The sequence below is a fragment of the Tahibacter sp. genome, from assembly GCF_035481375.1.
GTDB lineage: Bacteria > Pseudomonadota > Gammaproteobacteria > Xanthomonadales > Rhodanobacteraceae > Tahibacter.
On record NZ_DATIGT010000146.1, the window covers coordinates 1 to 26014 of the forward strand.

Genomic DNA, 26014 nt, shown 5'->3' on the forward strand with positions numbered 1-26014 from the left:
GGAAGGCGGCTTTTCCTCACGCGAAGACCGGACAGTATCTGGGGCCCGGCCTGGCCGAGAGCCCGCATTGACAAGGTGGATGTACGCGATGAGTGAAGCAGCAGTGTGGTTGGGAATCGATGTCGCCAAAGCAACGCTGGCTTGCGCGTTGCGGCTGGGGAACAAGCACAAGAACAAGTCCTTTGCGAACACGTCCAAGGGGCACCGGGAGCTGTTGGAGTGGGTTGTCCTGCATGGCGGTAGCACGCCGCTGCATGCGTGCCTGGAAGCCACCAGTGTGTACGGTGAGGCGGTCGCGATCGCGTTGGCCGAAGCCGGTCATACGGTGTCGGTAGTCAATCCGTCGTTGCCTCGTGCGTATGCCCAAGCGATGGGCCTGCGCAGCAAGACGGACGGATTGGATGCGCGCGTGCTGGCGGATTTCTGCCGCGATCAAGTGCCCATGGCGTGGCAACCGCCTTCGGCCAAGGAACAGCAGCTGCGCGCGCTCATACAGCGCCTGCAGGCGCTGATGGGCATGAAAGTCCAAGAAGAACTGCGCCTGGAGACCCTGCGCGAGATCGTGCGCAGCAGCGTGGAGACGCATCTGAAATGGCTGCTGGCCGAGATCGAACGCGTCAGCAAAGAAATTCAGACCCTGATCGACGACGATCCGGATCTGCGCGCCAAACGCGATCTGCTCGATTCCATTCCCGGCATCGGCGAGCGCTCCAGTGCCACCATGCTCGCCTTCGGCCTGGGCGCAGAACGGTTTGCCACAGCCCGGCAGTTCGTGGCCTTCGCCGGCCTGTGCCCCGCCCATCACCAATCCGGCACCAGCGTGAACAAACGTCCACGCTTATCCAAAGCAGGACACGCTTTACTGCGAAAGGCGCTCTACATGCCCGCCGTCGTCGCCGTGAGTCGTACCGCCTGGGGCCGCGCCTTCGCCGCTCGTCTGGCTGCTAAAGCCAAACCCAAGATGCTCATCATCGGCGCCATGATGCGTAAGCTCGCTCAAGTCGCCTTTGGGGTTATCAAATCCGGCAAGCCCTTTGATCCTTCGCTTCACGGGGCTTGATTCGGACAACAGTATCTACGGAACCAACGCGAACGCTGGCCTTGGTGCGTAGCGGCGTTCGTGGTCGAGCAGCCAGCGTTTCGTCGGCAGGCCGCCGCCGAAGCCGGTCAGGTTGCCGTTGCTGCCGATCACGCGATGGCAGGGCACGACGATCGGCAGCGGGTTCGCGCCGTTGGCCGCACCGACCGCGCGGCTTGCGTTCGGCCGGCCGAGGCGTCGCGCGAGTTCGCCGTAGCTGACGGTCTCGCCGAGCGGAATCTCGCGGAGCGCGTTCCAGACGTCGTGCTGGAACGGCGTGCCGACCGCGTCGCGCGCGAAATCGAAGTCGAGACGTTCGCCGGCGAAATACGCGTGCAGTTGCGCAACCGCGTCGGCGAGACGCGCTTCGTCGCGGCACAGGCCGACGTCGGGCATGACCACGCGGCCGTTGCGCGGAAACTCGATGCGCCGCACGCCGCGCGTGCTCGCGACGAGCAGCAGCGGGCCGATCGGCGTCTGCGCAATGTCGTAGACCAGTTCGTCGTCGCGCATCGCCTCTCTCTCTCGCTGTCGGACGCTCAGGCCGCGCGCCACAGCAGCAGTACCGCATACGCACGGAACGGACGCCAGGGCTGGCTCGCCCGTTCCAGCTCCTTCGCGCTCAGCGTCGTGCCCGGCTGCAGCACCTTGCGCAGCACGATGTCGCCGGCCGGGAACGCATCCGGGTCGCGCAGCGCGCGCATCGCCATGTAGTGCGCGGTCCAGTCGCCGATGCCGCGCACCGCGGTGCAGCGCGCGACGAAACGCGCGGTGCCCTGCGCCGGATCGAAATCGACTTCGCCCGCGACGACCGCCTGCGCGAGCGCGCGCAGCGTCGCGATGCGCGCGCCGGTGAGTCCCAGGCCGTCGAAATCGGCGCCGACGAACACGCGCGCGTCGGGGAACAGGCTGTGGCACGGCTCGTCGTCGGCCGCGCCTTCGATGCGCTGCGCGTGCCGCGCGACGATGCGCGAGGCGATCGTGCGCGCCGCGGCGACGGTGATCTGCTGGCCGAGCACGGCGCGCACGCCGAGTTCGAATCCGTCCCAGCAGCCCGGCACGCGGATATCGCGGTGTTCGCGGATCAGCGGTCCGAGCCGCGCATCGCGCGCGAAACAGCGCCGGATCTTCGCCTGCGGCGCGTCGAGGTCGAACAGCGAACGCAGCCGCTCGAGCACGAGCGCATCGGCCGCAGGCCGCGCGTGGCGGATCGCGACGCGGCCCGTCGTGAGATCGGCCTCGAACCAGCCGGCTTCGCCGTCGAACGCGAAGCTGCGCCGGTAGCTCGTGCCGCGGACGTGCTCCACGCCGGGAATCGCGCGGCGCGCGTAGAACGCGAGCACCGCGTCGGCCGGAAAGCGCGGCGGCAGAACCAGATCGTGGTTCCGGAGCGAAGACATCGCGACAGTTTGCACCGCCTTCGCCGCGTCGGCCATCCGCTTCATGCTCAGAAGCCGTAGCGCAGGAAGCCGCCGTCGACGGCGATGCACTCGCCGCTGACGTAGCTCGCCGCCGGCAGGCACAGGAACGCGACGGCCGCGGCGACTTCCTCGGGCTCGCCGATGCGTCCGAGCGGCGTGCGATCGAGCACTTCCTCCAGGTATTGCGGGTCGGCCAGCGCGGCCTCGGAACGCTGCGTGCGGATGTACCACGGCGCGACCGCGTTCACGCGGATGCCGTCGCCGGCCCACTCGCAGGCGAGGTTGCGGGTGAGCTGATGCAGCGCCGCCTTGGTCATGCCATAAGGCGATCCGGTGCGCACGTGGGTCAGGCCCGACACCGAGCCGACGTTGACGATGGCCGCCGAGCCGTGCTCGGCGAGCTGCGCATGCGCGAGCCGGCACAGCTCGAACGCGCTGTAGACGTTGGTCTCGAACAGCGCGCGGTATTCGCTTTCGCTGTAGTCCAGCGTCGGCTTGCGCTGGTTCGTGCCGACGTTGTTGACGAGCAGCGACAGGCTGCTGCCGCGATCGGCGATCCAGTCGAACAGTTCGAGCCGCTGCTCGCGTTCGGCCATGTCGCCCGCAAACGCGGCGATGTCGGAATCGGGAAATTCGTCGGCGAGTTCGTCGCGCACGGCCTCCAGATGCGCTTCGTCGCGAGCGACCAGCAGCACGTCGGCGCCGAGCAGCGCGAGTTCGCGGGCGCAGGCCAGGCCGATGCCCTTGCTCGCGCCGGTCACGAGCGCCGTGCGGCCGTCCAGTCGCCAGCGTGATGCGGTCGTCATTGCGTCAGGCTCCGCCTTGTTGTCGGTGGGATCGGGGCGCAGACTTTAGCGCAGCCTTTCGCCGGAGATCCCGATGCGCGCACTCGTTCTCGCCGCCGCCCTGCTCGCGCTCGCCGCCTGTGCCGGCGACGACAAGCCGCCACCGCCGGCGCCGCGCCAGCCCACCGTCATCGATCCGCAGCTCAAGGCACTGGAGCGCGCCAAGGCCGTGCAGGACACGGTCGACGCGCACAAGGCCGAGACCGACGCGAAGCTGCGCGAAGCCGAAGGTCAATAATCGCGACCGTGCGCCGCCCGCGGGCTGCCGCGCGAATCCGTTCGGTTACCATCGCCGCGCCCGCTTGCGCCGCGCATTGCCGGTGCGGCGCGGCCTGCACGCGGCATTCATGAGCCGGATGCGATAGGAACGCCCGCGAGGCGACAGACCAGCCCAGCCCGACGAAGGAGAACGCAGATGCTTTGGCAGAAAGGTCGACGCAGCGACAACGTCGTGTCCGCAAGCGGCGGCGCGCGCCGGTTCGGCGGCGGGCCGGGACTCGGCATCGGCGGCATCGTCATCGTCGTGCTGATCAGCTGGGCACTCGGCAAGAATCCGCTCGAAGTGCTGTCGCTGCTGATGCAGGACGGCGGCGGCCCCGCGCCGCAGACCCAGACCCAGCAGGCGCCGGCATCGACCCAGACCAACGAATTCGTGCGCGCCGTGCTCGGCAGCACCGAAGACGTCTGGAATCGCATCTACGCCTCGGCCGGCGGGCGCTATCAGGAACCGCGCCTCGTGCTGTTCCAGGGCGGCGTGAGCTCGGCCTGCGGCATGGCCAGCTCGGCCGTCGGGCCGTTCTACTGCCCGGGCGACCAGCAGGTCTATCTCGACACGAGCTTCTTCGACGAACTCGAGAATCGCTTCAGGGCCAGCGGCGATTTCGCGCGCGCCTACGTCATCGCGCACGAGGTCGGCCATCACGTGCAGAACCTCATGGGCGTGATGCGCAAGACCGAAGAGATGCGCCGCCGCGGTGCGCCGATGGAAGGCGCCGAAGGGCTGTCGGTGCGCCAGGAGCTGCAGGCCGACTGCTTTGCCGGCGTCTGGGCGAATCTCGCGCAGAAGCAATTGCAGTGGCTCGAACAGGGCGACATCGAATCGGCGCTGGCCGCGGCAACCGCGATCGGCGACGACCGCTTGCAGAAACAGTCGCGCGGCGTCGTCGTACCCGACTCGTTCACGCACGGCAGTTCGGCGCAGCGCGTGCGCTGGTTCCGCACCGGCCTCGAACGCGGCGACATCAACGCCTGCGACACCTTCGCCACGCAGCAGCTCTGAATGCAGTGAGACACGCACCGGCGCGAAGCGCCGGTGCAGCAGGGGTAGCTGCGTCGGGGGTGGCGACCTGAGGGGAGGTAGTCGCTGGCGCCGACGCGCCGGTGCGGGTCCGATACTGAAAGACGGAATCCCACGCACCGGACTGTCAGGCGCGACGTTGCCAAACTGATCGTCCGATCAGGTACTGCGCGCTCCAGTAGCTCGCCAGCACCAGCGCCGGGGCCGCCGGCAGCGGCGTATGAAAGCGGTCGATCGCGAGCAGCGCATCGGAGACGACGAAGCTCGCGCCGCCGCAGGCCGCGGCCAGCGTGGCGCGCGAGCCGTGCGCGAGCGCAACCGTCGCCGCCTGCGCCGCCATCGCGGCGAGCGCGACCACGTAGACCACGACCGGCGCACGCAGCGCATCCGGAAGTTTCGGCCAGAGCACGGCGAGCACGGCGCCCGCGAGCACGGCATACGCGAGCCACGGCCAGCGCAGAGGAGAAAAACCGCGCCGTCGTGTCAGCGCATACAGATAGGCCAGGTGCGCGACGAGAAAACTCGCGAGCCCGGCAACGAACGCGTCGAACGGCAGCATCAGGAAAACGTCGCCGAGCGTGGAGGCGACCAGTCCGAACAGCACCGCCGCGCGGTAGCGCGGTTCGCTGTCACGGGCGCGCCAGACCAGCGCCGCGACGATCAGCGTCGCGAGGGGTTTGCAGACGTAGTGCAGCACGCGCAGCTCGGGCTGCAGCGCGCCGGCGATCGCGAGCACCGCCGCGGCGGCAACAGCGACGGCCCACAACGGCGACGGCGCATCGGATACGGACGGCGGATTCGGCACGGACGGCTCCGATCGGGACGGCCGCGCAGCGTAGCGGCTGCGCGGCGTTGTCGGCAATGTGGATTCCGGCAATCCTGCGCGCGGCCTCGGCGTGGCGCGTTTTCGCTCATACTGCGTAGCCATCGGACAGGTCTGCCGCCCTGCGCGGCGACATTTCCCGCAGACGTCCAGGCCGGGGGGGCGATGAAGCCGGACACCGCACGACTCCAGGCCGCGCACGCGATCCTCGCGAGCGTGCTCGATGCCGATACCGCCGATCGCGACGCGACGCTCGCGCGTCTCTGCGCGGACGACGCGGACCTGCGCGCGCTCGTCGAGCGTCTGCTCGCGCGCATCGACGAGGATGAAGCGTCCGGCGAGTCGGATACCTTCCTCGGCCGCGGCGTCCTGTGGCGCGAAGCCTGCGGTGAACTCAGCGAGCTGACCGTCACGCAGTCGCCGCAGCCGCTGTTCGGCGACTATCGCATCGTGCGGCGGCTCGGCTTCGGCGGCAGCGCCGAAGTGTTTCTCGGCGAACGCCGCGACGGCGACGTGCATCGCCAGGCCGCGATCAAGCTGCTCGCCGCGGACGCCGGCGACGACGTCGCGATCGAGCGTTTCGTGCAGGAGCAGCAGATCCTCGCAGCGCTGAGTCATCCGCACATCGGCCGCCTGTTCGACATCGGCCGCACGCCGGACGGCCATCCCTACTTCGTCATGGAATATGTGCGCGGCGAGCCGATCGACCGCTACTGCGACGCCCACGATCTCGGCGTTCGCGAACGCCTCGCGCTGTTCGTCACGGTCGCCGGCGCCGTCGCGCACGCGCATGCGGCGCTCGTGATCCATCGCGACATCAAGCCCGGCAACGTGCTCGTCGACGCCGACGGCCATCCCAAGCTCGTCGACTTCGGCATCGCGAAGCTGCTGCACGCACACGGCGGCGATGCACCGCTGACCGCCGCGGGCCTGTCGCCGGGCACGATCGGCTACGCGAGCCCCGAGCAGCTCGCCGGCGAACCGACCGGCGTCGCGTCCGACGTCTACCAGCTCGGCGTGCTGCTGTTCGAACTGCTGGTCGGCCAGCGCCCGCATACCACGCGCGGACTGACCGGCGGCGAGATGCTCGCGGCGCTGCGCGAAGCGCCGCCGACCTTGCCGAGTGCGCGCCTGCGGCGGCTGCACGCCGACGGCGGCGACCTCGTCGATGCGATCGCCGCACGGCGCCGCTCGACCGCGCGGCGCCTCCTGCGCGAACTGCACGGCGATCTCGATCGCATCGTCGCGCGCGCGCTGAATCCGGATCCGGCGCTGCGCTACGGCTCGGTCGTGCAGTTCGCCGACGACGTCGAGAACTTCCTCGCCGGCCGTCCGGTCACTGCGCGCGGCTACGGCACGCTCTACGTGCTGTCGCGCTTCGTGCGCCGCCACGCGCTGTCGAGCGCGATCGTCGTCGTGCTGTTCGTCGGCCTGATCGTGTTCAGCGTCGCCGTCGCCGTGCTCGCGCTGCGGCTAGACCAGGCGCGTGCGCGCGCCGAGCTGCAGAACAGCGTGTCCGAGCAGGTCGTGACGTTTCTCGTCGACACGTTCCGCGAACTCGAACCCGAGAAGGCCGCCACGAAGAACAGCCTGGTCGCGACCGCGCTCGATCGCGCCGCGGCCGCGCCGACCGAACGCTTCGGGCGCGATGCCGCCACGCGCGCGCGGCTGCATCTGCTGCTCGGCGGCGCCTACGGCCGCCTGCAGCGCTACGACAGCGCCGCAGGCGAATATCGCGCCGCGCTCAACCAGTCGCGCGCGCTCGCCGGCGTCGACGCGGTCCAGGTCGAAGCCCAGGCACGCCTCGGCATCGCGATGACCGACATCACGCTGCGGCAGATGCCGGGCGCGCGCGAAGAAATCGACCGCGTGCTCGCGATGACCGCCGGCGTCGGCGAACTGCGCGCCGTGCGCGCGCAGGCGCTGCGTCACCTGGCCACGTGGCACAGCTTCAAGGGCGACTCGGCCGCGGCGATCGCGGCCAACCGGCAGGCCGTCACGGCGATCGAGGCGCTCAAGGGCGCAGGCCACGTCGATGCGATCGGCGCGGCGTTCTCGGAAATGAAATACCTCGTCGACGACGAGTGGCGCACGGCAACCGCGCGTCTCGCGAAAGCCGTGGCGCTCGGCGAGGAACTGGTTGCGCGCGCGGGCCGTTCGCTCGGTCCCGAGGAACCGTTGACCCTGCAGATCCGGCTCGTACACAACCGGCATCTCGCATTCCACGGCGATCTGCAGCGCGCGCTCGCCGAACACGAACGTCTGCTGCCGGTCGCCGAGCGCGTGCTCGGCCTGCACGATCTCTATGTGCTCAACAGCCGCCGCGTCGCCGGAATCATGCTCGCGCGTGCGGGCCGCGCCGACGAGGCCGCGACAGCCATGGCCGCCGTCGTCGCGCGCGTCCGGGAGCGCTACAGCGCACGGCACGAGCTGTTTCGCTGGACATTGTTCGACTACGCCGCCTGCCTCGCCGCGGCGGGGCGCAGCGACGAGGCGATCGCCGCATTCACCGAATCGCGCGTCGACATGAAGGAATTCCGCAAGGAGCCGCTGCTCGCGGCACTGGCCGACGATCCCGCGTTCGCCGACCGCCTGCCGCGCGAATAGACGCTTCGGCGGATGGTTCCGGCGACGGCGTCGCGTGGCGCCGCCGCACACCGGATCGCGTATTCCCGGGAGGACGAGGGGAAGCCGCGCCGGCGATCCCGCCGCGCGCGATGCACGTCCCATGTCCTACGAGGAAACCACCATGTCCAGATACCGGAACGCGCTTCCGCAGCGCGGAGGCGATTTATTCCTGACCGACGGCGGCATCGAGACGACGCTGATCTTTCTCGACGGTCTCGAACTGCCGTATTTCGCGGCGTTCACGCTGCTGCGCACGCCGCATGGTGAGGCGGCGCTGCGAAAGTATTTTTCGACGTATGCCGCATTGGCATCGACGCTCCAAACCGGGCTGATCCTCGAAACCGCGACCTGGCGCGCGAGCGCCGACTGGGGCGACCGGCTCGGCTACGACGCAACTGCGCTGGCCCAAGCGAATCGCCGCTCGGTGGCCCTGCTCGAGGACATCCGCGCCGAATACGAGACCGGTCGCACGCCCGTCGTCATCAGCGGCTGTATCGGACCGCGCGGCGACGGCTACGTGCCCGATGCCTCGATGTCGGAGACCGAGGCCGAAACCTATCATCGCCGGCAGATCGACACGTTCGCCGGGACCTCCGCCGATCTCGTCACCGCCATCACGATGAACTACTGCGAGGAAGCCGTCGGCATCGCGCGTGCGGCACGCACCGCCGGCCTGCCGGTCGTGATCTCGTTCACCGTCGAGACCGACGGCCGGCTGCCGACGGGGCACGCGCTCGCCGACGCGATCGCCCGCGTCGACGACGCGACCGCGGGCTACCCGGCCTACTACATGCTCAACTGCGCGCATCCCCGTCATTTCGAGGCAATCGTCGAGCCCGGCGCGTCCTGGGCGAACCGCATCCGCGGACTGCGCGCGAACGCCTCGCGGCGCAGCCACGCGGAACTCAACGAGGCGCCGGATCTCGACATCGGCGACCCGGCCGAACTCGGCGCCGACTACGCCGCGCTGCGCCGGCAGCGGCTGCCCGGCCTCAACGTCATGGGCGGCTGCTGCGGTACGGACCATCGCCATGTCGAACAGATCGCGGCGGCCTGCCTGCCGCTGTTCCGGCACGATTGACCGATGCGCGATTTCCCGCGATCCGCGCCGTTGCGACTGACCGCCGCGAGCGCGTCACGGCGCTCGTGTATGTTCGGACGATGTCCGTCTTCGAGCCGAACCGCGTGACTGCTGCTACCGCTGACAACAAGGCCGGCCGCCGCGAGTGGATCGGCCTGGCCATCCTCGCACTGCCCTGCCTCGTCTACGCGATGGATCTGACGGTTCTGAACCTCGCGCTGCCGGCCATCAGTGCCGAGCTCAATCCCTCGACGAGCGAACTGCTGTGGATCGTCGACGTGTACGGGTTTCTCGTCGCCGGCTGCCTGATCACGATGGGCACGCTCGGCGACCGCATCGGGCGCCGGCGCCTGCTGCTGGCCGGTGCGGCCGCCTTCGCCATCGCGTCGATCGTCGCGGCGTTCTCCGACAGCGCCGGGATGCTGATCGCGATGCGCGCGCTGCTCGGCATCGCCGGCGCGACGCTCGCGCCGTCGACGATGTCCCTGCTGCGCAACATGTTCCATGACGAGCACGAGCGGCAGTTCGCGATCGGCGTCTGGATCGCGAGTTTCTCGGTCGGCGGCGCGATAGGTCCGCTGGTCGGCGGTTTGCTGCTGCAGTGGTTCTGGTGGGGTGCGGCCTTTCTCGCGGCGGTTCCCGTAATGGTGCTGCTGCTCGTGCTCGGGCCGCGGCTGCTGCCGGAATACCGCGATCCCGACGCGGGCCGGCTCGATCCGGTCAGCATGGTGCAGTCGCTGCTCGCGGTGCTCGCCACCGTCTATGGCCTCAAACACGTCGCCGAATACGGCGTGCAGCCGGTCTCGCTCGCCGCCCTCGCGCTCGGCGTGCTGCTCGGCGTGCTGTTCCTGCGGCGCCAGCGACAGATCGACTATCCGTTTCTCGATCTCGCGCTGTTCCGCCGGCCCGCATTCAGCGCCTCGATCGTGGCCTATGCGCTGGCCGGTCTGTCGATGATGGGCGTATACATTTTCATGACGCAGTATCTGCAGCTCGTGCTCGGACTGACGCCGCTGCAGGCCGGACTCGCGACCCTGCCGTGGTCGGTCAATTTCGTGATCGGGTCGCTGCTCGCGCCGCGCTGGGCGCAGCGTTTCGGCGAGAAGCGCGTGATGGTCGGCGGCCTGTTGCTCGCCGCGTTCGGCCTGTTCGTCACGGCGGCCGTCGTCGAGCCCTACGGGTTATGGATCCTGATCGCCGGCATGCTCGCGATGAGTCTCGGCATGGCGCCGGTGTTCACGGTCGGCAACGAACTGATTCTCACGACCGCGCCGCCGGAGCGCGCCGGCGCGGCGGCCGCGCTGTCGGAAACCAGCGCCGAACTCAGCGGCGCGCTCGGCATCGCGCTGCTCGGCAGCCTCGGCATGGTGCTGTACCGCCTCTGGCTCGCGCCGTTGATTCCGGTGGGCGTCAACGCCGTGGAAGCCGAACGCGCGCTCGCGACGCTCGGCGGTGCGGTCGCCGTCGCCGCCGGACATCCGGCGAGCGGCTTCGCCCCTGCGGCCGGCGCCGCGTTCACCGATGCGATGCGCGCGATTGCGGTAATCGGCGCGATCGCGCTGCTGCTGGCGAGCTGGATGACCGCGCGCATGCTGCGCGACGGCATCGGCGAAGGTCACGCCGCGGGCGGGTCCGACGCGGACCTGCGCGAGACGTCCTGACGCGACGCCGCGCCGCGTTGCCGGCGCGGGGCGCACCTAGGTCGGCGACAGCAGCTCCAGCAGCCACGCGCGCGCGCGCAGCCAGTCGCGCTGTATCGTGCGCAGCGGTACGCCGAGTGCTTCGGAGGTTTCCTGCGCGGAATAGCCGCCGAAGTAGCGGCATTCGAAGACGCGCACGAGGCGCGGGTCGACGTCGGCGAGTCCCTGCAGCGCCTGATCGATGGTCAGCAGTTCGTCGGCCTCGGACTGCAGCGGCAGTTCGACGTCGTCGATCGTCACGGTTTCGGCGAGCGCGCCGCGCTTGTCGGCGAGCCGGTTGCGCGCATAGCTCACGATGAACTGGCGCATCGCGTGGCTGCAGATCACCATCAGATGCGCGCGGTCGTTCGCATCGAGCGAATGCTGCCGCGCAAGCTTGAGATACGTCTCGTGCACGACGCCGGTCGTGTTCAGCGTGAGTCCCGGCCACTGCCGGACATGGCGGCGCGCAATGCGGCGCAGATCGTCGTAGATCAGCGGAACCAGGCCGTCGAGCGCACCCGGCGTTCCGTTGCGGTAGGCAGCGAGCAGATCGTGCAGCTTGTCTTCCATCGTGCTCCGGCCCGGACACGGCACGTCGATCGTGCAGGGACGCGCGCCGCGTCGCCGGTCCCTGCAACGTCGCGCCGCGCGGCATGGATTCGAAATCCCTGCCGCGGAGCGATCGTCGCCGCGCGAATCATGTGGATTCCGGCCGGACCGGTCAACCGCTCTTCACGTGCGCGGGTTGCCGGTAACGTGACGTGGCGCAAGCGCCGGCATCGGGCGGCGCGGACAATGACAGCATTTCGCGCCGGACGACGTCTGTCGGTCGTACCGTGCCGTGTCATCGGGGGAATTCCATGCTGCGCCTTCTGCTGTGCCTCAGCCTCTTCGCCGCCGCCGCGACCGCGGCCGCCGACGACACCATATTCGCCTCGAGCTTCGAGAAGCGCTGGGTCGCCGGCTATCACGTCGGCTATCAGCGCGACCTGTATCCGACTGCGGAAATCGACTTCTCCACAATGACCCACGTCGTCGTCGGCCGCGTGACGCCGAACGCGAACGGCACGGTCAATACGCATTTCGACATCGACAACGTCAACGGCCCGATCTGGGCGCAGCAGGTGTCGGCGGCCGCGCGCGCGAACGGCGTCAAGCCGATCCTCATGGTCGGCGGCGCCGGCGAATACGCCGGCTGGGTCGGCGCGGCATCGAACGCGAACCGCGCGACCTTCGTGACGAACCTGCTCGCGGCCATGGACAACCTCGGCTTCGACGGCCTCGACCTCGACTGGGAACCGATCCAGACCAGCGACGAACCGAATTTTCTCGCACTCGCGCAGGCGCTGCGCACCGCACGGCCGAACCTCGTGCTGACCGTGCCGGTCGGCTGGATCAACGCGAATTTCGCGAGCACGCCGAATCCGTTCTTCCGCGCGATCGCGCCGCTGTTCGACCAGATCAACGTGATGAGCTACGACATGGCCGGCGACTGGGACGGCTGGCAGAGCTGGCACAGCTCCGCACTCGCCGGCGCGGCCGGCAACACGCCGAGTTCGGTCGAGACCAGCGTGGAGTTCTACCTGCGCTCGGGCGTCCGGCGCGCGCGGCTCGGCATCGGCATTCCGTTCTATGGCACCTGCTGGCGCAACGTCAGCGCACCGCGCCTGTTCGGCGGCACCGTCGTCGCGAGCGACAACGTGCTGAGCTATCGCAACATCGTGCGCGACTACTACAGCGCGCCGCGCTATTCCTGGGATGCCGCGGCCTCGATGGGCTATCTCGGATCGCCCACGGCGTTCGGGCCGCAGCAGTGCAATTTCCTGTCCTACGATGACGAAACCTCGATCGCCGCGAAAGGCGCCTACGTGCGCCGCAGCGGTCTCGGCGGAACCATCATCTGGACCATCGGTCAGGGACATATCCCCGAACGTCCTGCCGGCCAGCGCGATCCGCTGCTGCAGGCGATCAGGAATTCCTTCCTCTGATCCGAGCCACAGTCATGCTGACCACGCTGGCGTTGCTGTTTGCCCTTCAGTCGCCCGCCGCGACCGCCGACTGCGCCGCGCTCTACGCGACGCACCTGCGCACCGACCTCGGTCTTCCGCTCGATGCGTTCGACCAGGCCGAAGGCCAGGGCTTCCGCGCGCTCGCCGCCGCTGGCTGTTCGCGCGAAGCCGGCGATCTGATCGAAGCCTGGATCGCGCGGCACCCGCCGGCGCCGTCGCAGGTCCACTGGCACCTCGCCCAGCAGCGCGCGGAACACGACGATCGTCCCGCCGCAATCGCCGCCGCGCGCCGCTCGCTGAAATCCGGCGAAGCCACCGACGCCGCATTCAGGTGGAACGACTACGTACTCGCGACGATCGCATTCCTCGAACGCGACCGCCCTGCGTTCGACCGCCATCGCGCCGTGCTCGCCGCCGCCGGTTCACATGCGGGCAACGCGATGAACCTGCGGCTCATCGATGCGCTTGGGCGGCACTTCGATCTGGACTACCGGCAGGCCGTTGCGAAGGGGCTTGCCGAAGCGCGCTAAAGAGCACTTCGGCAAATGTGTCCGCAGCGAACTACGGCAGAGAGAAGCCGTCGCGAAAGATGCGGTCGATCGCGCCCGCTGCATGGAAATTGTTGCGGGTGTCGCTTTCGAACAAACTCTCCGGCGCGAACACGACGGCGCGCGGCGTCGCGGCGGCGGCAGTCGGCCATTCGAGCGCACGCATAACACCGGTCAAGCGTAGACGCGCCCCGGGCAACGCGTTGAAGCGAACCGTGATCTGGCCGTCGCGCACGTCGATCGTGCACTGCGTCTGTCCGCTGCCGCTGCAGACCAGCCCGCTGTGCGTGCCATGCCATGGCGGGTCGATGACCAGCGTCACGCCTTGCACTGCAGCGTCACCGTCGTAGCGGACGCTGACTCCGAGCGGCAGGTGGGCTCCGGACGCGAAGGACTCGGGCAACTCGTCGATCTGCACGGAAAGATCGCCGCGCTGCATTACGGCATAGTCCTGTAGCGCCACACGCAGCGTCGACGGCAACGGCGCGCGGTCGACCGTTCCCACCTGGACCATCGTGTCGTCCTGATACGGTCGCAGCACGAAGTCCCAGATCGTATGCGGCGTTAGCGGCGTCACGGACGACGGGCGGTAGAACTGGCCGCCTATCGGGAATCCGTTGTCGAGATCGAAGCGCACGAGAAAGGCAGCGCCGACGAAGCGATCGGTCTGATTGCGGTACAACCAGCCGCGGCCGCTCGCATCGACGACGAAGTCGGCAAGAATGTCGTTCGGCATCGCTGGATCGTTGCCATGAGCCCAGGCGTAGCGCAGCGCCGATCCATCGGCAAGCACGCGAAGCAGGCGCGGCGCACTGAGAATGTTCGCGATGCCCGTTTCGACGTTGCCGGCAACCATCACGTCCCCGCCGGCCAGCGGCACGAGCCGGATCGCGCGGAAGCGTTCGCCTTCGGCCAGAGGCAGCGAGAGCTCCCAGACCACCTGCCCGGCGCCCGCCGTGCGTTTCGTCACGACGAGGGGTCCGCCGTTGACCTGAGCGCCGGAGACCGTGAAGAACGCGTTCTCGCCGACCGCAGCCGCGATCAGCGCCGCGGAAGCCGGCACCGGTGACTGCCAGATCGTGTCGCCGCCCGCACCGTCGAGGCGCTGCAGGTTCGGCGCCGGGAAGTACCGCTCGTACGGCGCAACAACGATGTCGTCTTCGACCGAAATCGCCTGTGCCGGCGCTATGAGATCGCCGGCGTTGTGTTCGCGATCGACGAGCATGCGCGCCCAGCGTTCCGCGCCGTCGCTGCCCGCGAAGCGCCAAGCCTGTTGATATTCGTGGCGAACGTTGAACGGTCCTTGCCCCGGACTCATCGTGCCGTTGAGTGCAACCACGTCTCCGTCGGTCAACGGCAGGAGATTTGGGGAATCGTGTGCGAACCAGTCACCGCCGGAAAACGCGAGATCCTGATGCCAGAGATCGGCGCCCGTATTTCGATCAAGCGCACGCACTGTGGTCAGGCCGTCCCAGCGATCCGCAATGAACAGCGCCGAAGGACCTGCGGCCAGCGTCGGAAAACTGCCGTCACTGTCGGAACTGCGCTCCCAGGCAATCTGACCGGTACCGGCGGGGATGCGGCGCAGTCGCTCCGAAGGCGTGCTGCCTGTCGCAAGGCCGCGGACGAACAGGTTGGTGCCGTCCCAGGCGACACCGTTTGCGGAAACGCCACTCGCCATCGCCGGCAGCGAAGTCGTACCGATCTGAGCGCCGTCGGACAGGCGGTACTGCCGCAGCGCGTAGTCGCCGACCGCGTCGTTCGTCGCCCAGAGCGTGACGACTCCAGACGCCGAGCGCCATGCCTCCGTGAGCGTGGAAACGAACGGCACGGCGAGCGGCGCCTGCCATTGCTGTACGCCGTCGACACCACGCCAGCGCATCCATTGCGAACTTGCGGCGTAATACACATTCCCCTCGAAAACACCGAGCAGTTCGCCGCCGCTCGCCGTCTTCGTCCAGACCGCCGCTCCGCTGGCGGCAGATAAGCGTTTGATTTCCGTAGCACTGACGGCACAGACCGGATCGGCATCCACGAAATGCAGACGCGTGCCTGAGCACGGGCTCTGCCAAGCAAGACCGCCGTCACCCGTACGAAATGCACGGAGCGTCGGACCGGACAGCAGGAAAAGATGAGCGCCGTTGGCGGCCAGCGCCAGCGATGAACCGGTGCTGTCCGCGTTCACGCTCCAGACGACGTTTCCATTGCTGTTGAGGCGCGCCAGGGTTGTGCTGGACGGCGTTCCACTGCGGTACGCGTAGTACGAATCGCCGCCTGTCGAGCCGGCGACCGCGACTGCCGCACAGGCGCTCGCGTCGGTGCGCAGCACACGCTGCCAGCGCGTGGCACCCGTCGTCTGGTCGACCGACGTCGCGATCACCGCGGGTGTCTGACAACCGATCGCTGCGAACGCCGTGCCTGCGACGGCGAAACGACCTGCGTGAATCCCGCGTCCCCAGAGCGGCTGGCCGTTGCTGCCAAACCGCGTGACGTAGCCTCTGCGCGCGGTCCGCTGCAACTGTGCCGCCGAGCCATCGTCGAACGCTATGCCGTCGACGACTTCGCCGCCCCCCACGTGGCCGGTCGCACTCTGCCAACGCAGGCTGCCGTCGCTGCGCAGCCGTCGGGCCGCGTTGTCGGATTCGCGAAACTGGAAGACCAGGGCTTCGCCGGTGGTCGTGGCACGCACGAATCCAGCATACGGATAGGGGTGTCGCTCGAGCAGCGATCCGGTCGTCTCCCAATCGTGCTGCCAGAGCGTGGCCGCGAATGCAGACGGCGCGAGGACCACCACGGCAAGCGCAGCCACGACAATACTCCGGCCCAGAATGCCGATCCGCGTACGCATTCGATTTCCCCTGTTGGCGAACATGCAACAAATCGGGATTCTATGCAGGTGCCAGTCGCAGACGAAAGCCCATGGATCCGGGCCTTACGGCCTGCAGAACGGGAACTCTCCGCCGTAACCATCAGGTACGAATTCATGCGTTTTCCGGCTCCGCTGCATCCTTCCGCTGCAACTGGTTTCAGCGAAGGCGCGGACGGCTATGCCCGCAATCGTCCCGACTATCCGCCCGCGATCGTCGACTGGCTGCGCGACGCGCTCGCGCTCGACGCGACGGCGACGGCGGTCGATCTCGGCGCAGGAACCGGCAAGTTCGTGCCGTATCTGCTCGCGGCGGGCGCGTCGGTGATCGCGGTGGAACCTGTCGCCGGCATGCGCGAGCGCCTCGTCGCGCGCTTTCCGCAGATCGTCACGCTCGACGGCACCGCCGAAGCGATGCCGCTGGCCGACGCGTCGGCCGACGCCGTCGTCTGCGCGACCGCGTTCCACTGGTTCGCGACGCGCGACGCGCTCGCCGAAATCCATCGCGTGCTGCGGCCCGGCGGCCGGCTCGGCCTGATCTGGAACGTGCGCGACGAACGCACCGGCTGGGTCGCGCGGCTCAGCGCTCTCTTCGCGCGTTACGAGGACGACACGCCGCGGCAGCACACGCAGGCGTGGCGTGCGGTGTTTCCGTTCGACGGCTTTGCGCCGCTGCAGGTCTGCGAGTTCGCGCACGAACATGAAGGCTCGCCCGAACAGGTCGTCGTCGGCCGCGTGCTGTCGACGAGCTTCATCGCGGCGCTGCCCGAGCCCGTGCGTGCGCGCGTCGCCGACGAAGTCCGCGCGCTGATCGCGGCGGAACCGGCGCTCGCCGGCCGCGACCGCGTCGCGATGCCGTATCGCACGATGGCCTACTGGACGGCGAGGACGGACTGAAATGTCACGACGGCCGCGGCGGCTGTCGATTTCGCGACCGCCCGTTCGACGCTTCGTCATCGAACCGACGGAGACGACGACATGAGCATCGGCGACATCGACATCGGCAGCCGGCATTCCGGCGCGGGACAGCGCCCATGCGCCTGAGCTATCGCTGGCTCATCGTCGCGGTCGGCGCCGTGCTCGGCTGTGTCGCGCTCGGCGCAATGTTCTCGCTGGCCGTGTTCCTCGACCCGATGGCCCAGGCCACCGGCTGGTCGCGCACCGGCATTTCGAGCGCGATGACCCTGAACTTCCTGTTCATGGGCGTGGGCGCACTGCTCTGGGGTGCGGCGAGCGACCGCTACGGCGCGCGGCCGGTCGTCGCGATCGGTGTCGTGCTGCTCGGCCTTGCGCTGACGCTCGCGAGCCGCGCGACGACGCTGACGCAGTTCCAGCTGACCTATGGCGTGCTCGTCGGCCTGTCGGCCAGCGCGTTCTTCGCGCCGCTGATGGCGCTGACCGCGGCGTGGTTCGACCGTCACCGCGCGCTCGCGGTATCGCTCGTATCGGCCGGCATGGGCGTTGCTCCCATGACGATATCGCCGCTCGCGCGCTGGCTGATCACGACCTACGAGTGGCGCCCGGCGATGCTGATCATCGGCCTGATCGCCTGGACCCTGCTGCCGCTCGCGCTGCTGCTGCGGCGCGCGCCGCCGCCGGCGGAAGCCGTGTCCGCGAACGGCGGCATTGCGACGGCTGCGCCGGCGCCGAGTGCCGGCGACGCGCTGGGCTCGCGCGCATTCATCGTGCTCGGCCTGACTTTCTTCGCCTGCTGCGCCGCGCATTCGGGTCCCATTTTCCACATGGTCAGCTATGCGATTCTCTGCGGCGTCGGGCCGATGGCGGCCGTCAGCATCTACAGCGTCGAAGGGCTCGCGGGCCTGTTCGGGCGGTTGCTGTTCGGCGTGCTCGCCGACCGGCTCGGCGTGAAGCGCATGATCGTCGCCGGACTGCTCGTGCAGGCGTTCGCGATCGGCACGTATACCGTCGTCAACGACCTGCGCGACTTCTATCTGCTCGCGCTCGTGTTCGGCACGGCCTACGGCGGCGTCATGCCGCTCTATGCGGTGCTCGCGCGCGAATACTTCGGACCGCAGGTGCTCGGCACCGTGCTCGGCGCCGCGATGATGCTGTCGAGCCTCGGCATGTCGTTCGGCCCGCTCGCCGGCGGCTGGCTGTTCGACCGATTCGGCGGCTACGGCTGGCTGTTCGCGGGCTCGGCACTCGTCGGCCTCGCCGCCGCGGCAATGGCGCTCGCGTTTCCGCCGGTGCGCGGACCAGAGGCGCTGCGCACGGCGTGAAAGATCGTTCGACGGCGCGGCGCGGTCACCGAGGTTCCAGCGCTGCAGCAGTTGAGAGATATCGGCGGAGGAATCGGCCATCGGCGGTCGCAGGCTGGGCAGCGAAATGCGCCGGGAAATCCGGGCGCAAGCCGTCGACGGCATGGCCATCGCTGCTGGCGTACATCCGATCCCCCGATCCGGCCAGTGCAGACGCGGGTTCCCAGGCCGTGGGCGGCGGCCGGATCTGTCCCGAGCTTCGCCGGCTAGACGACCGCTAGCCGCACTTCGAATACCCGCAATTGAGGCAGGTCGCACAGCCGTCCATGAGGATGGTCGCCGCGACGTTGCACTTGAGGCAGAGCGTCGCGCCCGGCGGGAACGCGGCGGAACCTGCCGATTCCCGCGTGCTCGAGGCGGCGCCGGCACCGGCGGGATCGCCGGCGATGCTGCTCTGGCGGGTTTCGCCTACGTCAGCGTTTTTTTTTGAGACCTGTTCGTAGGCCGCGCGCTTTTCGGCGATCAGCGCGCGCTGCTCGGCGCTGAGTTCGGGATCGTGGATCAGGCCGATCGTCTTCATGTGCTGTTCGACGACGGCGCCGAGCTCGGCGACGATCGACGGCATGTACACGCCGCCGGCCTTGAAGTAGCCGCCGCGCGGGTCGAACACGGCTTTCAGTTCCTCGACGATGAAGGTCACGTCGCCGCCCTTGCGGAACACGGCCGACAGGATGCGCGTCAGCGCCACGATCCACTGGAAGTGGTCCATGTTCTTCGAGTTGATGAAGATCTCGAACGGACGGCGCGACTCGTGCGGCGTGCCCTGGTTCAGCACGATGTCGTTGATGGTCACGTACAGCGCGTGCTCGAACAGCGGCGACTTGATCTTGTAGGTCGCGCCGATCAGCGTGTCGGGACGCTCGACCTTCTCGTGCATCTGGATGACTTCGGCCATCGGCGGCTCGGGCGCCGCGGCGACGGGAGCGAGCGTGGTCATGACCTGAGCCGCCTTGTCGTTCGGCTTCTCGACGCTGTAGCCCTTGATCTTCTTCGTGATCTTGATCGACATGACGCTGTTCCCGAACCATGCGGCCGCAGGCCGGCGCGCCTGTCGGCGTCCGGCGTGATGGAGCTTCCGGAGCCGGAGCGGCGCCGAAAGGATCTCCGCGCCGGCGTACCGACGCGGAGTTGAAGCAAGGCTGTGGCGCGTCTCCGCGCTTACTTGGCAGTGGGTCTTGCTGATGCGGAAGCGATGCGGTCGGGTCGATCGCGCCGCGCAAGCGCGGCGGCGAACCTGACGACCGGGATGCTTTCACACCGCCAGTAAATACCGCGACGCAGCCTCGACGCCGCGGCATCACTTCCGTCCGCGCCCCTTATCCAGGGTTGGTGCGGACGGAAGGCTGGATCGCTCAGCGGCGCTTGGCCGCCTTCTTCGCCGCCTTCCTGGCCGGTGCCTTCTTCACGGCTGCTTTCTTGCCGGCCGCTTTCTTCGCGACTTTCTTGGTCGCCTTCTTCGCGACCTTCTTCACCGCGGCTTTCTTCGCAACCTTCTTTGCGGCGGACTTCTTCGTCGCAGCCTTCTTGGTCGCAGCCTTCTTGGTCGCCGTCTTCTTGCCGGCGGCCTTCTTCGCGACTTTCTTGGCCGCCTTCTTCGCCGCGGGCTTGGTCTTGGTCACGGCCTTCTTTGCTTTCTCGACCGCGTTCTTGACCGTTTCCTGTGCGGCGTCCTTCACTTCCTTGACCTTCTTGACGGCGGCCTTCGCGCGCTTGGTCACGGCTTCCTTCGCATCGGAGGCAGCTGCGCTCACGCTGGCCACGGCGGCCTCGGTCCTCTCGGCGACCGCTTCGCCGACGTTCTGCGCGGTCTCTTTGACCGCTTCGATCGCATTGCTTACTGCTTCACCTACGGTTTGCATAAGAACCCTCCAGCTCCTCGTACGGGTTGGTCAGATGATCGGGTGTTGCGGTGTGGACATTACTCCATTCCGCGCCCGCTCAAAACTTGCCGTAGTAACCCTCTTTGAGCGCGTCGAACAGATTGGCCGCGGTATGCGTCTCGCCGTCGTACTCGATCTGCTCGTTGCCCTTCACTTCGACGATGCTGCCGTCGTCGAGTTCGAAGCGATAGATGGTGTTCTCCAGATCCGCTTCCTTCACGAGCACGCCCTGGAACGCGGCCGGGTTGAAGCGGAACGTCGTGCAGCCCTTGAGGCCCTGCGCATGGGCGTAGGTGTAGATGTTCTTGAAGTCTTCGTAGGGATAGTCGGTCGGCACGTTCGCGGTCTTGGAGATCGACGAGTCGATCCATTTCTGCGCGGCGGCCTGGATGTCGACGTGCTCGGTCGGCGTGATGTCGTCGGCCGAGACGAAGTACTCGGGCAGCTTCTCGTCGGGCTTGTCCGAGAACGGCATTGCCTTCGCATTGATGAGTTCGCGGTAGGCCAGCAGCTCGAAGCTGAACACTTCGACTTTTTCCTTGGTCTTCTTGCCTTCGCGGATCACGTTGCGCGAGTAGTGGTGCGCGAACGACGGTTCGATGCCGTTGGACGCGTTGTTGGCGAGCGACAGCGAGATCGTGCCGGTCGGCGCGATCGAGGAGTGATGCGTGAAGCGCGATCCGTGTTCGGCGAGCGCGTTGACGAGCTCGGGCGCGACCGTCGCGACCCGCTGCATGTAGCGGCTGTAGTGAGCATGGAGCACGCGGCCCGGAATCGCGTCGCCGACCTTCCAGCCGTCGCGCTCCATCTCGGGGCGGCAGCGCAGCATGGCCGCGGTCACCGCGTAGTCCTGCGCGAGCACGGGCGCGGGCCCCTTCTCCTGCGCGAGCGACAGCCCGACTTCCCAGCCCGCCAGCGCCATCTCGCGGCTGACGTCCTCGGTGAACGCGCAGGCTTCCTTCGAGCCGTAGCGCATCTTGAGCATGGTGATGGTCGAGCCCAGGCCGAGATAGCCCATGCCGTGGCGGCGCTTGGACAGGATCTCGTTGCGCTGCTGTTCGAGCGGCAGGCCGTTGATCTCGACGACGTTGTCGAGCATGCGCGTGAACACGCGCACGACTTCGCGGTATTCGTCCCAGTCAAAGCGCGCCTTCGGACCGAACGGATCGCGCACGAACACGGTGAGGTTCACCGAGCCGAGCAGGCAGCTGCCGTAGGGCGGCAGCGGCTGCTCGCCGCAGTTGTGCGCGTGCAGGCCGTTCGCGTCGAAGGTGTTGATGCCGGGGACCTGCACGTCGTAGACGGCTTCTTCTCCGGCCGGTTCGATCGCGGCGACGGTCGCGTGAAAGCGCTCGCGGTTCGGCGCGCGGCGATAGGCGGCGCATAGCTGGGCGAGCCGCATCGCCTTGTCGCTGTCGCCGAAGCCGACGAGTTCGGCGTAGCGCTGCACGTTCTCGCCGGTGATCGTCAGCTCATGCTGCGCGGCGGTCCGGTATGCCGCGCGGCCGCCGTTGCCGTCGGGCAGTTGCGCAAGGCCGGCTTCGCGGCGATTGGCATAGACGGTCGCGGCGATGCCCAGGCGCGCGAGCATGCGCTGCACGGCTTCCAGTCGCGCGAGGTCGGACTGCGCGAGACGGATCGAAACGCCCTTGAGCTGACTGCCCTGCACGCTGCCGTCGGCATCGAAGAAGCCGCGCAGGAAACCGCGATACGCATCACTCGACGCTTTCTCGAGCGCGGGGGTGATCGTCTTGTCGCCGGGACGAAGCCCGAGCGACTGCGCGAGATCGCGCAACGATGCGGACTTCAGACGCCATTCGTTGCGTCCGGCCACCGCCGACCAGCCACCGAAATCGCTGCGATGAGGCAACGTGCGCGCTGCGCGCTCGGCCTCGGCCATCAACGCGCGGACGCCGTCGCGCGGCCCCGCATCGCCGCCGTTGACGACGGCCTGCGCCGTCCAGGCCGACAGCACGGCCGTGTCGTGCTTGAGCGTGCCGTCGCCGACGAGCAGGCCGAGCAGATAGCCCTCGTCGAAATTCAGCGCGCCTTCCCACTGCGCGTTCGCGCGATGGTCGTTGAGCAGCACGCGGTCGCCGGCGACGAGCTCGCCCGCGGCGCACCACTGCGTTTCGGTAACCCAGCGCGTCGCCGTGGTTACGCGCCGCACGCGATGATCGGCCGTCAGTCGCAGACTGTGGCCTTCCCGCGTGCGCAGCGTGACGACAGGCTTGTGCGCCGTCAGGAAAAAACCTTCCTCGCCACTCGCGTGATCGACGCCGTCGACGCGCGCGCGGAACGGCGTGCCGATGAGTTCGCACACCTGACGCGGACCCTGCGCGGTCTGCACCCAGGTGTCGGCCGTCACGCAGGGATTGGTCGCGCGGATGTTCTCGCACCACCAGTTGTTGTTCATCTCGTTGACGCGGTCGATCAGGATGAAGCCCGGCTCGGCGTAGTCGTACGTCGAGACCATGATCATGTCCCAGAGGTGACGCGCACGGATGTGGCCGTACACCTTGCAGGCGACGAGGCCGTCGTCGCGCACGACATAGTTCGCCGTCGTCGGCCACTCGCGCCAGACCACGGCGCTGGCGTCGGTCAGGTCGCTCTCGTCCTGTTCCTTGATGTTGATCGGAAACACGAGCGGCCAGTCGGCATCGCCGTGCACGGCCTGCATGAAATCGTCGGTGATCAGCAGGCTCAGATTGAACTGACGCAGCCGCCCGTCTTCGCGCTTGGCGCGGATGAAGTCCTTGACGTCGGGATGGCTCACGTCGAACGTGCCCATCTGCGCGCCGCGGCGGCCGCCGGCCGAGGACACGGTGAAGCACATCTTGTCGTAGATATCCATGAAGGACATCGGACCCGACGTGTAGGCACCCGCGCCGGATACATAGGCGCCGCGCGGACGCAGCGTCGAGAATTCGTAGCCGATGCCGCAGCCGGCCTTCAGCGTGAGTCCGGCCTCGTGCACTTTCTGCAGGATGCCGTCCATCGAGTCTTCGATGGTGCCCGACACGGTGCAGTTGATCGTCGAGGTCGCCGGCTTGTGTTCGAGCGCGCCCGCGTTGGACGTGACGCGGCCTGCGGGAATCGCGCCGCGGCGCAGCGCCCAGAGGAAGCGCTCGTTCCAGTACTGCTGCTTGTCGGGCGTCGCCTCGACGTCGGCCAGCGCCTTGGCGATGCGCTCGTAGCTGTGATCGATCGAGAGATCTACCGGCTCGCCCTGCTTGGTCTTGAGGCGGTATTTCTTGTCCCAGATATCCTGCGAGGCAGGCTGCAACGGAATGCTGACCGCGCCGCGCGCGAGATCTTCAAGGCGCACCGTACTCATCTCTCTCTCGTCCTCCCGAGTCCCTTATGCCGGCCCGATCGTGTCGGTCTGGACGCTCGTCTCCCGTGTCTGCCGCGGCGAAACCGGTCCCGGCCGTGTCCGTTCCGACGGATACGATCGGGTGCCACTGCTGCGGCGGCGCCTGTTTGACCCCAAATACTGGGGCTACCCCCCGGTGAACAGGCACAACATCTTGTGATTGCGAGCGCGGGCTAACCTACGCCCGGCTATCCATGGTGTCAATCGCAGGTTCGTGAAGGACTTCATGAATGGCGCGCGCGATCGACGAGTTTGCAGTTGGTTACGGAAATGAACGCAGCGATTGAAAGCGGAAACCCGAAGCCCTACTCGGCGGTCCATGTCGCCATTCCTTGCAACGGAGCTTCTATGTCCCGCCTGACCCGTGCAGTCCTGGCATCCGCCGTTCTCGTCGGCCTCGGCATCGCCGGCGGCCTCGCGATGTCGACGCAGCGCCCCGCGCAGGCCGCGCTGCCGGCCATGATCGACGGCCAGGCGCTGCCCTCGCTCGCACCGATGATCGAACGCGTCACGCCGGCCGTCGTGAACATTTCCTCGAAGACGCACACGCGCGTGCGCGATCCCCTGCTCGACGACCCCTTCTTCCGCCGCTTCTTCGGCGTGCCGAACATGCCGCAGGAGCGCGTCGAGCAGTCGCTGGGCTCGGGCGTCATCGTCGACGCGGCCAAGGGCTATGTGCTCACCAACAACCATGTCGTGCAGGGCGCCGACGACATCAGCGTCACGCTGAGCGACGGGCGCACGCTCAAGGCGAAGCTCGTCGGCACGGATCCCGACACCGATGTCGCGGTGATCCAGATTCCGGCCGAGAACCTCAAGGCCGTGAACCTCGCCGACTCGACGCGGCTGCGCGTCGGCGATTTCGTCGTCGCGATCGGCAATCCGTTCGGCCTCAATCAGACGGTGACCTCGGGCATCGTCTCGGCGCTGGGCCGCTCGGGCCTGCGCGGCCTGGGCTACCAGAACTTCATCCAGACCGATGCATCGATCAATCCCGGCAATTCCGGCGGCGCGCTCGTGAACTTGAACGGTGAACTCGTCGGCATCAACACGGCGATCTTCTCGCCGTCGGGCGGCAACGTCGGCATCGGCTTCGCGATTCCGTCGACGCTCGCCGGCGACGTGATGCAGCAGCTCATCAAGACCGGCACGGTCAAGCGCGGCTCGCTCGGCATCGAGACGCAGAACCTGACGCCCGAGATCGCGCGCATGCTCGGCGTCGCACCGGGCCGCGGCGCCGTCGTCACGCGCGTGCAGGCCGATTCGGCGGCCGAAGCCGCCGGGCTGCGTCCCGGCGACGTGATCGTCGGCGTCAACGGCAAGCCGGTCAGCAACGAGCAGGATCTCCACAACGTCGAGGGCCTGCTGCCGATCGGCAGCGACGTCGAGCTCAAGATCATGCGCGACGGCCGCGAAACGACGGCGTCGGCGAAGCTCGCCGGGCGTGATACCGCGAACGCCGAAGGCCAGACGCTGGATCCGCGTCTCGGCGGCGCACAGTTTGCCGATCTCGGCGAACGCCAGCGTCAGCAGGGGCTGCGCGGCGTCAGCGTCGCGCGCGTCGCCGGCGGCAGCCGCGCGGAGTCCAACCAGCTGCGCAGCGGCGACGTCGTCGTCGCGGTGAACCAGGTCGACATCCGCAATGTGGAAGATTTGACTGTTCTGACCAAGCGCCGCCCGCGCCAGCTGCTGCTGACCATCGTGCGCGGCCAGAACGCGTTTTTCGTGATGTGCGAATGAGCGAAACGCGCGGAACGCAGCGGCCTCGGCCGCTGCGTTCCGCGACGCCGTGCCGCCTTTCGAGACACGGGTCAATCGTGAACGCGGCAGCCACAGCGCGCGTCGCAACCGCATGGTATCGTGCAGCCGATTCAGCCTCCGTCGGGTTTTCACCGGTGACCACTTCGCGCTCGTTCCGTCGCGCCTTGCCGCGCGTCCTGTTCCTCGCCTGCGCCGCAGGCTGGCTCGTTCCCGCACTCGCCGCCGAACCGGCCGCCGCTCCGGCAGCCAAACCAGCCGCGGCGCCGGCTGCAAAACCGGCCGATGCGAAGCCGGCACCGGCAGCTGCCGCGAAACCTGCCGAGGCCAAGCCGGCTGCTGCACCGGCCAAGCCTGCCGACGCCAAGCCGGCCGCCGCGAAACCGGCGGCGACGGCGAAACCCGCAGCCGGCGCGAAGCCCGCGGCGGCCAAGGCGGGCGGC

Annotated in this window: 21 protein-coding genes; 12 read left to right on the plus strand and 9 right to left on the minus strand. The window is 68.1% G+C overall.

The genetic code is table 11. From position 1 onward, the window contains the following. Nucleotides 1–88: 88 nt before the first annotated feature. The gene (locus tag VLF18_RS09835) at nucleotides 89–1060 is read left to right on the plus strand and encodes an IS110 family transposase (RefSeq protein WP_325279468.1); all 972 of its coding nucleotides are present in this window, start codon (nucleotides 89–91) and stop codon (nucleotides 1058–1060) included. 15 nt (nucleotides 1061–1075) lie between these two features. Here the strand turns inward: VLF18_RS09835 and VLF18_RS09840 are convergent, their stop codons facing one another. The 3 genes from VLF18_RS09840 to VLF18_RS09850 are packed head-to-tail and all read right to left on the minus strand — an operon-like array spanning nucleotide 1076 to nucleotide 3305. Beyond that, complete coding sequence (locus VLF18_RS09840; RefSeq protein WP_325279449.1) at nucleotides 1076–1591, minus strand: methylated-DNA--[protein]-cysteine S-methyltransferase; 516 nt, start codon at nucleotides 1589–1591, stop codon at nucleotides 1076–1078. 26 nt (nucleotides 1592–1617) lie between these two features. After that, entirely contained in the window at nucleotides 1618–2478 is an 861-nt protein-coding gene (locus VLF18_RS09845) for a DNA-3-methyladenine glycosylase family protein (protein WP_325279450.1), read from the minus strand. 47 nt (nucleotides 2479–2525) lie between these two features. After that, nucleotides 2526–3305 (minus strand): SDR family oxidoreductase, encoded by a 780-nt coding sequence (locus VLF18_RS09850; protein WP_325279451.1) that lies wholly within the window; start codon nucleotides 3303–3305, stop codon nucleotides 2526–2528. A gap of 73 nt (nucleotides 3306–3378) precedes the next feature. On the opposite strand from VLF18_RS09850, the gene VLF18_RS09855 reads away from it, so the two are divergent. Both VLF18_RS09855 and ypfJ read left to right on the plus strand, forming a co-directional pair. Next, entirely contained in the window at nucleotides 3379–3582 is a 204-nt protein-coding gene (locus tag VLF18_RS09855) for a hypothetical protein (RefSeq protein ID WP_325279452.1), read from the plus strand. A gap of 177 nt (nucleotides 3583–3759) precedes the next feature. Next, nucleotides 3760–4623: a KPN_02809 family neutral zinc metallopeptidase gene (gene ypfJ, locus VLF18_RS09860; RefSeq protein ID WP_325279453.1), complete on the plus strand. Its 864-nt coding sequence runs from the start codon at nucleotides 3760–3762 to the stop codon at nucleotides 4621–4623. 145 nt (nucleotides 4624–4768) lie between these two features. On the opposite strand, the gene VLF18_RS09865 is transcribed toward ypfJ, so the two are convergent. Then, a complete protein-coding gene (locus tag VLF18_RS09865) occupies nucleotides 4769–5446 on the minus strand; it encodes a lysoplasmalogenase (RefSeq protein ID WP_325279454.1) in 678 nt (225 codons plus the stop codon). Nucleotides 5447–5629: 183 nt separating this feature from the next. On the opposite strand from VLF18_RS09865, the gene VLF18_RS09870 reads away from it, so the two are divergent. From VLF18_RS09870 to VLF18_RS09880, 3 genes are all read left to right on the plus strand, one after another. After that, nucleotides 5630–8071, plus strand: a complete 2442-nt coding sequence (locus tag VLF18_RS09870) for a serine/threonine-protein kinase (RefSeq protein ID WP_325279455.1) — start codon at nucleotides 5630–5632, stop codon at nucleotides 8069–8071. A 142-nt stretch (nucleotides 8072–8213) separates the two neighbouring features. Continuing rightward, nucleotides 8214–9173 (plus strand): homocysteine S-methyltransferase family protein, encoded by a 960-nt coding sequence (locus VLF18_RS09875; protein WP_325279456.1) that lies wholly within the window; start codon nucleotides 8214–8216, stop codon nucleotides 9171–9173. A gap of 80 nt (nucleotides 9174–9253) precedes the next feature. Continuing rightward, nucleotides 9254–10834 (plus strand): MFS transporter, encoded by a 1581-nt coding sequence (locus VLF18_RS09880; RefSeq protein ID WP_414717208.1) that lies wholly within the window; start codon nucleotides 9254–9256, stop codon nucleotides 10832–10834. A 36-nt stretch (nucleotides 10835–10870) separates the two neighbouring features. Here the strand turns inward: VLF18_RS09880 and VLF18_RS09885 are convergent, their stop codons facing one another. Further along, a complete protein-coding gene (locus tag VLF18_RS09885; RefSeq protein ID WP_325279458.1) occupies nucleotides 10871–11425 on the minus strand; it encodes an ECF-type sigma factor in 555 nt (184 codons plus the stop codon). 290 nt (nucleotides 11426–11715) lie between these two features. On the opposite strand from VLF18_RS09885, the gene VLF18_RS09890 reads away from it, so the two are divergent. Both VLF18_RS09890 and VLF18_RS09895 read left to right on the plus strand, forming a co-directional pair. Continuing rightward, nucleotides 11716–12843: a glycoside hydrolase family 18 protein gene (locus tag VLF18_RS09890; RefSeq protein WP_325279459.1), complete on the plus strand. Its 1128-nt coding sequence runs from the start codon at nucleotides 11716–11718 to the stop codon at nucleotides 12841–12843. Nucleotides 12844–12857: 14 nt separating this feature from the next. Continuing rightward, a complete protein-coding gene (locus VLF18_RS09895) occupies nucleotides 12858–13394 on the plus strand; it encodes a hypothetical protein (RefSeq protein WP_325279460.1) in 537 nt (178 codons plus the stop codon). A 31-nt stretch (nucleotides 13395–13425) separates the two neighbouring features. On the opposite strand, the gene VLF18_RS09900 is transcribed toward VLF18_RS09895, so the two are convergent. Further along, entirely contained in the window at nucleotides 13426–16221 is a 2796-nt protein-coding gene (locus VLF18_RS09900) for a PQQ-binding-like beta-propeller repeat protein (RefSeq protein WP_325279461.1), read from the minus strand. 174 nt (nucleotides 16222–16395) lie between these two features. Between VLF18_RS09900 and VLF18_RS09905 the strand changes: the two genes are divergently transcribed. After that, nucleotides 16396–17175: a class I SAM-dependent methyltransferase gene (locus tag VLF18_RS09905; RefSeq protein WP_325279462.1), complete on the plus strand. Its 780-nt coding sequence runs from the start codon at nucleotides 16396–16398 to the stop codon at nucleotides 17173–17175. Between the two features lie 137 nt (nucleotides 17176–17312). Beyond that, nucleotides 17313–18518 carry an MFS transporter gene (locus tag VLF18_RS09910; protein WP_325279463.1) on the plus strand — a complete coding sequence of 402 codons (1206 nt, stop codon included), beginning with the start codon at nucleotides 17313–17315 and terminating at the stop codon, nucleotides 18516–18518. Nucleotides 18519–18774: 256 nt separating this feature from the next. On the opposite strand, the gene VLF18_RS09915 is transcribed toward VLF18_RS09910, so the two are convergent. From VLF18_RS09915 to VLF18_RS09925, 3 genes are all read right to left on the minus strand, one after another. Continuing rightward, nucleotides 18775–19566 carry an NrdJb gene (locus tag VLF18_RS09915; protein WP_325279464.1) on the minus strand — a complete coding sequence of 264 codons (792 nt, stop codon included), beginning with the start codon at nucleotides 19564–19566 and terminating at the stop codon, nucleotides 18775–18777. A gap of 343 nt (nucleotides 19567–19909) precedes the next feature. Continuing rightward, nucleotides 19910–20416: a hypothetical protein gene (locus VLF18_RS09920; RefSeq protein WP_325279465.1), complete on the minus strand. Its 507-nt coding sequence runs from the start codon at nucleotides 20414–20416 to the stop codon at nucleotides 19910–19912. Between the two features lie 79 nt (nucleotides 20417–20495). Next, a complete protein-coding gene (locus tag VLF18_RS09925) occupies nucleotides 20496–23774 on the minus strand; it encodes an LAGLIDADG family homing endonuclease (protein WP_325279466.1) in 3279 nt (1092 codons plus the stop codon). A gap of 459 nt (nucleotides 23775–24233) precedes the next feature. Between VLF18_RS09925 and VLF18_RS09930 the strand changes: the two genes are divergently transcribed. Both VLF18_RS09930 and VLF18_RS09935 read left to right on the plus strand, forming a co-directional pair. After that, complete coding sequence (locus tag VLF18_RS09930) at nucleotides 24234–25553, plus strand: DegQ family serine endoprotease (protein ID WP_325279469.1); 1320 nt, start codon at nucleotides 24234–24236, stop codon at nucleotides 25551–25553. 155 nt (nucleotides 25554–25708) lie between these two features. Then, nucleotides 25709–26014: hypothetical protein (locus VLF18_RS09935; protein ID WP_325279467.1), on the plus strand; the 306-nt coding region annotated here is incomplete at its 3' end.